Annotated in this window: 12 protein-coding genes and 1 pseudogene; 6 read left to right on the top strand and 7 right to left on the bottom strand. The window is 40.7% G+C overall.

The features are described 5' to 3' along the window. From E0H79_RS14955 to E0H79_RS14935, 6 genes and pseudogenes are all read right to left on the bottom strand, one after another. Nucleotides 1–195 (bottom strand): annotated as a pseudogene (locus tag E0H79_RS14955) (hypothetical protein); the annotation flags it as partial. Between the two features lie 73 nt (nucleotides 196–268). Continuing rightward, complete coding sequence (gene dnaB / locus E0H79_RS14950) at nucleotides 269–1,624, bottom strand: replicative DNA helicase (RefSeq protein ID WP_131262061.1); 1,356 nt, start codon at nucleotides 1,622–1,624, stop codon at nucleotides 269–271. After that, nucleotides 1,617–2,414 (bottom strand): helix-turn-helix domain-containing protein, encoded by a 798-nt coding sequence (locus tag E0H79_RS14945; protein WP_131262060.1) that lies wholly within the window; start codon nucleotides 2,412–2,414, stop codon nucleotides 1,617–1,619. Before E0H79_RS14945 ends, dnaB begins: the two co-directional genes overlap by 8 nt. Next, entirely contained in the window at nucleotides 2,411–2,572 is a 162-nt protein-coding gene (locus tag E0H79_RS15385) for a hypothetical protein (RefSeq protein ID WP_165492556.1), read from the bottom strand. Before E0H79_RS15385 ends, E0H79_RS14945 begins: the two co-directional genes overlap by 4 nt. Nucleotides 2,573–2,624: 52 nt before the next feature. After that, the gene (locus tag E0H79_RS14940) at nucleotides 2,625–3,074 is read right to left on the bottom strand and encodes a phage regulatory CII family protein (RefSeq protein ID WP_131262059.1); all 450 of its coding nucleotides are present in this window, start codon (nucleotides 3,072–3,074) and stop codon (nucleotides 2,625–2,627) included. 51 nt (nucleotides 3,075–3,125) lie between these two features. Next, nucleotides 3,126–3,356 carry a hypothetical protein gene (locus E0H79_RS14935; protein WP_045796799.1) on the bottom strand — a complete coding sequence of 77 codons (231 nt, stop codon included), beginning with the start codon at nucleotides 3,354–3,356 and terminating at the stop codon, nucleotides 3,126–3,128. 132 nt (nucleotides 3,357–3,488) lie between these two features. On the opposite strand from E0H79_RS14935, the gene E0H79_RS14930 reads away from it, so the two are divergent. The 4 genes from E0H79_RS14930 to E0H79_RS15380 all read left to right on the top strand — a co-directional run bounded on the left by E0H79_RS14930 (nucleotide 3,489) and on the right by E0H79_RS15380 (nucleotide 5,895). Continuing rightward, on the top strand, nucleotides 3,489–4,160 hold the full coding sequence (locus E0H79_RS14930; RefSeq protein WP_131262058.1) for an XRE family transcriptional regulator: 672 nt from the start codon (nucleotides 3,489–3,491) through the stop codon (nucleotides 4,158–4,160). Nucleotides 4,161–4,181: 21 nt separating this feature from the next. Further along, nucleotides 4,182–4,385, top strand: coding sequence for a hypothetical protein (locus E0H79_RS14925; protein ID WP_131262057.1), 204 nt, complete (start codon nucleotides 4,182–4,184; stop codon nucleotides 4,383–4,385). A 77-nt stretch (nucleotides 4,386–4,462) separates the two neighbouring features. Then, the gene (locus tag E0H79_RS14920) at nucleotides 4,463–5,632 is read left to right on the top strand and encodes a type I restriction endonuclease (protein WP_131262056.1); all 1,170 of its coding nucleotides are present in this window, start codon (nucleotides 4,463–4,465) and stop codon (nucleotides 5,630–5,632) included. A 92-nt stretch (nucleotides 5,633–5,724) separates the two neighbouring features. Continuing rightward, complete coding sequence (locus E0H79_RS15380) at nucleotides 5,725–5,895, top strand: hypothetical protein (protein ID WP_165492555.1); 171 nt, start codon at nucleotides 5,725–5,727, stop codon at nucleotides 5,893–5,895. Here E0H79_RS15380 and E0H79_RS15375 read toward each other — a convergent pair. Beyond that, entirely contained in the window at nucleotides 5,892–6,056 is a 165-nt protein-coding gene (locus E0H79_RS15375) for a hypothetical protein (protein ID WP_165492554.1), read from the bottom strand. The genes E0H79_RS15380 and E0H79_RS15375 overlap by 4 nt on opposite strands. A 206-nt stretch (nucleotides 6,057–6,262) precedes the next feature. Between E0H79_RS15375 and E0H79_RS14915 the strand changes: the two genes are divergently transcribed. Beyond that, nucleotides 6,263–6,592, top strand: a complete 330-nt coding sequence (locus tag E0H79_RS14915; protein WP_131262055.1) for a hypothetical protein — start codon at nucleotides 6,263–6,265, stop codon at nucleotides 6,590–6,592. Continuing rightward, nucleotides 6,582–6,812, top strand: coding sequence for a hypothetical protein (locus E0H79_RS14910; protein WP_131262054.1), 231 nt, complete (start codon nucleotides 6,582–6,584; stop codon nucleotides 6,810–6,812). Before E0H79_RS14915 ends, E0H79_RS14910 begins: the two co-directional genes overlap by 11 nt. The last annotated feature ends 152 nt before the right edge of the window (nucleotides 6,813–6,964 follow it).

Genomic DNA, 6,964 nt, shown 5'->3' with positions numbered 1-6,964 from the left:
GTACTGGGTATTTGTGCCGTGCTTTGCCTCGTATGGCTTTTGCTCAACCTGATTGATCTGACCACCACGCGCTAAATACTTCTCCATTTCGGTTTCAAGTTCTTCACGCAAATTACGCTTAGCGATTAACTGTGCATACGTGATGTCTTTACCAATCTGAACAGCTTGGATGCGTTGGCTTAGTATTTCGTTCACACCCCACCCCACTTAACCAACGCAGCACCAATCGCCATAAATACAAACATCAAAACTTTGTTTAGGTCTTTCATCACAAGCCTTCCATGTGTGAGTAATACTCAGGGCTTAAGTCCGAAAAACTTGCTTTGGATAAATCCGTTGCTAACCGAACCGTGCCTGTAGAGCCATTTCTAGCCTTGCCAATGATGATTTCAGCCACACCCATATCTTTTGAACTCTTGTTGTAGACCTCATCTCGATAAATAAACATGATGATGTCTGCATCTTGCTCAATCGCACCAGATTCACGAATATCTGACATCACTGGGCGTTTATCCTGTCGGTTCTCTAGTGAGCGGTTTAATTGCGACAAGGCAATCACAGGACACTCAAAATCTTTGGCAATCTTTTTAAGTCCCCATGAAATATCACCAATTTCCTGAACCTTGTTTCCTGATTTTTCGGGCGGTGTCATGATTTGCAGGTAATCAACAACAATGGCGTTTAGGCGGCCACCTGTTTTCTGCTTCACTTTGCGCGCCTCTCTACGAATATCCGCAAGGCTTGGTGATGCCTTGTCATTGATAAAAATCGGGCATTGCTGAATGGTTTTAACAGCCTGATAGATACAACCCGCATCCGCTTCATCAAAAAGAGCCGAGCGCACTTTTTTCAAGCTAATCTGACCCACACCAGAAATCATGCGCTCCATGATTTGTTCTTTGCTCATTTCACCAGACATGAACAAAACCACTTCACCCTGATTCACAGCAAGGTCAAGCATGATGTTCTGTGCAAGTGTGGTTTTACCCATTGATGGTCGTGCGCCAATAATTACAAGATCTGTTCGATCTATGCGGTCAAGCTTGTTGTCCAACTCAGTGAAGCCTGTCTTTACGCCAACTTTGACCTCAATGCCTGCGTGTATTTTTTGGTGTCGATCAAGGATGCTCTCTAAAACATCTTTGGACACATCACCCACCGAGCAAGTTTCGTTTTGTGTCACCTTCCCATCTAAGCCAGCAGCAAGCGCCTGAACTTTCTCGATAGCCGTTTCGCTTGTGTAGCTCTCGGTATCGTTTGCAATCGTGGTAATGGTTTTGCTCAAGTCTTGAATCTTGCGTCGTACTGCAAGGTCTTTTAATTTCTTAACATGCGTCCCAAGCAAGCCGAAACGGGCAATCGTTGATGTGAGTTCAAGGAAATATTCTTCTGTGCAATGTTGGGCATCCTGTGCGTTTCTGCGAATCATCTCCCAAATTACAAGTGAGTCATGCGCCTCGCCTTTGCTGTATTGGTTTTTGATGTGGTGAAAAATGACTTGGTGGCGTGTTGCGTAAAAATCACTTTCGGTCAGTTGTTCAATGTAATCGCCTGAACCTTGCTCGTGATCCATGAGTGATGAAAGCACCGCCTGTTCTACTGGAATGGAATACAACTCAGACATCGCTCATCCCCTTGAATTTTTTCACCACACCCTTGAACACAGGTTGTGTTGGGTTTTCGTGTGGCAAAGGTGACTGGGCTGGCTGAAACTCAGAAAGATTGATGTTTGACAACCAACTTGCGTTAAACCCCTTCCAGTCTCGAACAATGCAAATTTCAAGAATTGTGTTCAGAGGTAATTTTGATTTTTCGACTTGAGTCATAAAATTTTTAAATGACGTTTCACTGTTCGATGCTTTTTTGTTTTTACGAACAAGCATCCAGTCGTTAATCATTTGGTTGTCAGCACCAAGTTTTTTCAACTCATTTGCGAAGCTAAATTTCGCTGGTTTTGCAGTATTAATATTTATAGATTCATTGATAGGTTCTATTGGTAGATTCCCTAACCCGTTTTTGGGTTCGTTACCCACCCCAAATTTGGGTTCGTTACCTATACCGTTTTTGGTATCGTTCCCAATTTCGGTACTGTTCCGTTTTTGGGCTTGTTTAACTGCACCGTTTTTGGGTTCGTTACATTCGCGTGAATCAACACCAATTAACTGCAAAACTCGAATCTGATTTGTGTTGCCTTTGCGCTCACCAGTATCAGCAATTAAGCCCAATTCAATTAACTCGCAAACCGACTTTTGAACGGTTTTAAGGTTAAGCATCGTGTCTTCAGCTAATCGCTTATTGCTTGGGTAGCACGTGTGATGCTCCCCTGCGCGATCGGCAAGTGATAACAAAATAAGGCGCTGAGTGGCGTTTTTAACAGGCGCTCTCCATGCCCAACGAGTTGCATCAACACTCATAACATCACCTGCATTGCAAATTTGCATAACTCAATTTTCGCTTGTGCTACAGCTTGAGAATTGGCAACTGTCTTTTCTGCTGCATATCGCTCAACTGCTTTTTGGAATAAATAAATCTTTCGATTCATTTCTATTTCGGTTAGTATTTGTTTGTTCAATTCGATTCTCCAATCAATGGACACTCAAGCCTGATTTCGCGGATCAGGCTTTTTATTTGCCTTCAACACAGGCGTGTACCTTGGCATCCAGTTCAGCCAATATCTTGTGCAGTTTGTTTATGACTCGTGACATATCCACTGCTTCACCGCGCGTAATACGGCCATCCAACATCATTTCTTTGAATACAGATTGAATGTCACCGCCACTGATCCCCATGTTTAACACCAGTTCAGTCAATGCTGTGTCGCGGCATTCGGGAATTTTAGGTATATCAATTGCAACCTTGCCGTGTTCTGCATTAAGTGCATGCAAAATGCGGTAATCGTTTGTGATTCCCATTAGTTTTGACGCTTCAGCAAGCGTTATGTGGTGTGTATCCGTATTTGGATTCACTTTGCTATTCAGCACGGCTGGGCTTTTAATGCCGAGCCTGGGTGCTAGAGCATTTGCCCCACCTGGGTAGTCATGCACCGTGTGATATGCCGCATCTAAGATGTTCATTTGGGCTTCCTTTGAACGTGTTTAAATAAAATCAATTGGTTGATAATTGATTTAAGCGGCCAAGTGCTTAGGGTTTGCCTTATCCATTAACCACTCCTTGGAAATTTGTCCATGACTGTTGTTGGCTAATGTTTGAGCATAATTAGTTTCACCTGTGTAGTCAGTCCGTGGGAGTGCGCCCTTTTCTTCCATCTTCCGAATAGCTACATAAGAAATCCCTAATAAATTTGCTGCTATGGTGCGACCACCAACTGCTGCAATTGCTTTTTGCATTGGATTCATTAATTAAACCTTTCTTAAACCAGAAAAACATAATTAATTAAACCATGAGTTAAAGTTTGTTGCAACCAATGGTTGATTCCATTTAGTGGTTTTTTATTGAATAATTTAACCAATGGTTAAAGGCGGGTATTTATGAACACTCTTGTTGAAAGATTGCAAAAAGCTTTAGATGATAAAAAATTGTCATGGTCAAAGGCTTCAACAATGATTGGGCTTTCACCGCAAGCACCTTCTAAATGGAAGAAAGGTCAAATCGGTAAAGAGACGCTAGAAAAGCTTGCTGAACTTCTAGAGGTTGATGTTGGTTGGTTGTTAACAGGTAAAGATGCAGGAGTATTTGAGCCTTTAGTTACAGTTGAAACTGTGGTTGCAACCGAAGACCACAAAGATGAATTTGTTTGGATCGATGTTGTTGAAGCTGTCTTTTCATGTGGCGCTGGTGAATCAATTGAATTTCACTTTGACACCATTAATGGAAAAATCCCATTTTCACCTTCATTTATGAAAGACAAAGGCGTTACTGAAAAAACCATGAAAATCATTAAAGCCAAAGGCGAAAGCATGGCGGATTTCATTAAGGATGGTGACCTAGTTGGTATCAACTTAGCGCAAACGGACATTATTGATGGTGAAATTTACGCTGTGTATTTGGCTGGCGAAGGCATGTTGAAGCAAATATTTAAAGAAGCTGACGGCTCTTTGGTGCTTCATAGCTTGAATGAAAAGTTTCCAGACAGAATTGTAAGTGAAGAAAACGGAAGGAATTTTAAAGTAATAGGTCGCCAGTTTTGGCGGGCGGGATAAATTTAAAAATAGAGAATACTTATGCACCCAAAACAAATAATGAATCAAATCATTGAGCGTATTAACAATGCTGCAGCTGATAGCGAGTCACTAACACTTAACCCTGAAGAAGTTAAAATTCTTTCAGAAGAAATTGGCGATCTACACTTCATTCCTGTACTTACCAATGAGCAAATTATCAAACTTTGCAATGAAGGAAAGTTAGGGCAAAAAATGATTGAGTAAGATTGTTGGCTATATAGAAAATTAATTGAAGATAACTTGTCTATTAAGACAGGACTACTAATCCAGAGGGGGAAGCCATGGATAATTTTGTACAAAGACTAAAAAATCATATAGAACATGTGAAAAAAGTGGGTGAGCACTGCACAACAGAGGAAACTACAAAGCAAGCTCTTATATTACCTCTATTGGATATTTTAGGATTTAATCCATACGATCCAACGAAAGTTCTGGCTGAGTTTGCAGCAGATTTCCCAGGAGTCAAATCAACAGAACGTGTTGATTATGCATTGTATTGCAACGGTCAGCCTGTAATGTTTATTGAAGCTAAGCCTTATATTGCCAACCTAACTAACCACGCCCCTCAACTATCAAGATATTTTAATAGCAGTCTTGGTGTAACTATTGGCGCTATTACAAATGGCCGTGAATGGAGATTTTTTACTGATTTAATAAACACAAATGTTATGGATGAGAAACCTTTCTTAACTATTGATTTTACGAAAGCACATCCTGAAGATTTAACGCAATTGGCAGAATTTAAGCATGATAATTTTCATGCAGAAAAACTTAGATTTTTTGCTGAAGAAAATCAATATATACAGCAATTTAAATCTGTGATTAAAAAAAGCATAAATGAAGTTGATATCGACTTTGTTCGCTATGTGGCACAACAGGCTAATATTCAACGTCAACTAAATACTAAGTTTCTTGAGTCCATCCAGCCTTTTGTTCAGCAGGCGGTACAGCAAGCGATTAGTGACACGGTTGTTAAGGGCTTGTCCTCTCCTACAATTATTACAGCACAACCTGTTGAGCAGAAGTTAGTTGGTGATCAGCCTGAAGTTAGCCAGGTAATACAAGAACCTGACTTTATTGTAAATCCCGACAATGAAAAAATCATCACAACAAAGGATGAGCAAGATCTGCTGCGCATTGTCACTGAATTATTCCCTGATGTTGAATTAGAAGGCCGTGACACGGAAAGCTACTATTCTGTTTTATATCAAAATAAAACTAACAGATGGTTGTTTAGATATGACGTGAATCGTAGACGCCCTACTATTCAGTTTAATGTATCTGTCGATGAGACACGTAAAGCTGAACTTGAACGTGCTGGCCTAGAAATTCAAAATAATGGGCAGATTTTTATAGAAAAGCCAGAGCATATCTACAGGATGGTAGGCATTTTAAGAGATAGCCTTGATTATTGTATGAATGATGAAAATTTCAAACGCACCTCCAACTAGTAAGTTTAAATGAGTTTAAGCCGCTATATGCGGCTTGGTTATTAATTGCGAACCCGACGCAGTCCTTTAGAACAGATCGGGGGGAGAGAAATATGCCAAGAAACGCCTTACCAACCTTTGATGTTGAAACACCATTAGATGGCTCGATTGAGTTAGTCGCCCTTGAGCTAATGAAAATAATTGCAAATGCTGAAGCAAAAGAGCCGCAAGGGCAGGAATTTGCGCGTGAATACTACTTAAACCTTATACGCCAAGTGCATTAAGACTGTTGTTCTGCGGAGTTTTGAGGGGTAAGGAAGGTTCGTTGAATGACATTCAAATACATGCTATTCACCGCATGATTGATTGCTTCTGAATCGGTTAAACCCGCTTCTATTAAAGCAAGCGTGAGTTCCATTTTTATGTCTTCTTGACTTCTACTCATAACAAACTCCAAACAACCCACCCCAGCGGTGGGTTTTCTTTTGTCTATTAAACCTTATAAGAAAAATAATTTAAACCTATTTTCACCTTTGGTTTAATTTTTAGTTGACACTCAATTATACCTTTGGTTTAATTACTTCCAAGGACAACAAAAAAAAGCACACCGACCGTCAAATCATGTGTGCTTTTCCAAACTGCGAGGTCATTATGAATACAAAAGTTAATGAAGGCAAGTTGATTAGCGGAGATGAAGCTAAGAAAGCTTGGGCTAATGGTGAAACTGTTGAGTTTCATTATGCGGATACGATTTGGGCTGAACTACCTTCCCGTGCTCAATTGTCGATTTTTGATGATGAAGAAATTAAATTTCGAGTTAAACCTCAAGCACTAACAGTCAATGGTATTGAAGTACCAAGCGTTCGCTATATTGCTCATTCTGGTGGTAACTGTGTGAAAATTTCCTGTCACTGTCCTGAAGATGCAAGAGTTATTAACGCTGCCCTTCGCCAAGTATTCGGAGGCAGCCATGACAACTAAATCAAACACTTCCCAAAACAAGCTAGTCGAAACGCTAATTAAGCGCCAAGACAAAAAACGCTTTGTTTCTAAGCTTAAAAGCTTTGCTTCAAATGCTGCTGCATCTGCGCTGATTGCAGTAAGCACATTCATCTTTTTAGGCGCTGGCTTAAAGGCTTGTGAAGCGGAACAGGTTGCACAAGTGAAAGCGGCTAAGGCACATCAGGAGGCTATGCGATGAGTATTTTCACTCCAAAAGTTGCACCTCCAGCTGGCGCAACACATCACGCTTTAGTGAATGGTGAAGCGCTTGAGTATTACCGCAAAGACACGAATCAAAAATTTGATGGTAGTCACTGGGTGGATTTGAACTCTTATTTCCCGATGTGGCCA

This window comes from Acinetobacter sp. ANC 5045 (genome assembly GCF_004331005.1).
In the GTDB taxonomy this organism is placed as follows: domain Bacteria; phylum Pseudomonadota; class Gammaproteobacteria; order Pseudomonadales; family Moraxellaceae; genus Acinetobacter; species Acinetobacter towneri.
Note: the sequence above shows the minus strand (reverse complement) of the source record. Positions and strands in the feature narration are given on the sequence as shown.

Coding starts and splice junctions, on each gene's coding strand:
- E0H79_RS14935 (WP_045796799.1), bottom strand. CDS start 3,356: ATGAATCCAATGCAAAAAGCAATTGCAGCAGTTGGTGGTCGCACCATA.
- E0H79_RS15375 (WP_165492554.1), bottom strand. CDS start 6,056: ATGAGTAGAAGTCAAGAAGACATAAAAATGGAACTCACGCTTGCTTTA.
- E0H79_RS14920 (WP_131262056.1), top strand. CDS start 4,463: ATGGATAATTTTGTACAAAGACTAAAAAATCATATAGAACATGTGAAA.
- E0H79_RS14910 (WP_131262054.1), top strand. CDS start 6,582: ATGACAACTAAATCAAACACTTCCCAAAACAAGCTAGTCGAAACGCTA.
- E0H79_RS14915 (WP_131262055.1), top strand. CDS start 6,263: ATGAATACAAAAGTTAATGAAGGCAAGTTGATTAGCGGAGATGAAGCT.
- E0H79_RS14940 (WP_131262059.1), bottom strand. CDS start 3,074: ATGAACATCTTAGATGCGGCATATCACACGGTGCATGACTACCCAGGT.
- E0H79_RS15380 (WP_165492555.1), top strand. CDS start 5,725: ATGCCAAGAAACGCCTTACCAACCTTTGATGTTGAAACACCATTAGAT.
- dnaB (WP_131262061.1), bottom strand. CDS start 1,624: ATGTCTGAGTTGTATTCCATTCCAGTAGAACAGGCGGTGCTTTCATCA.
- E0H79_RS14925 (WP_131262057.1), top strand. CDS start 4,182: ATGCACCCAAAACAAATAATGAATCAAATCATTGAGCGTATTAACAAT.
- E0H79_RS14930 (WP_131262058.1), top strand. CDS start 3,489: ATGAACACTCTTGTTGAAAGATTGCAAAAAGCTTTAGATGATAAAAAA.
- E0H79_RS14945 (WP_131262060.1), bottom strand. CDS start 2,414: ATGAGTGTTGATGCAACTCGTTGGGCATGGAGAGCGCCTGTTAAAAAC.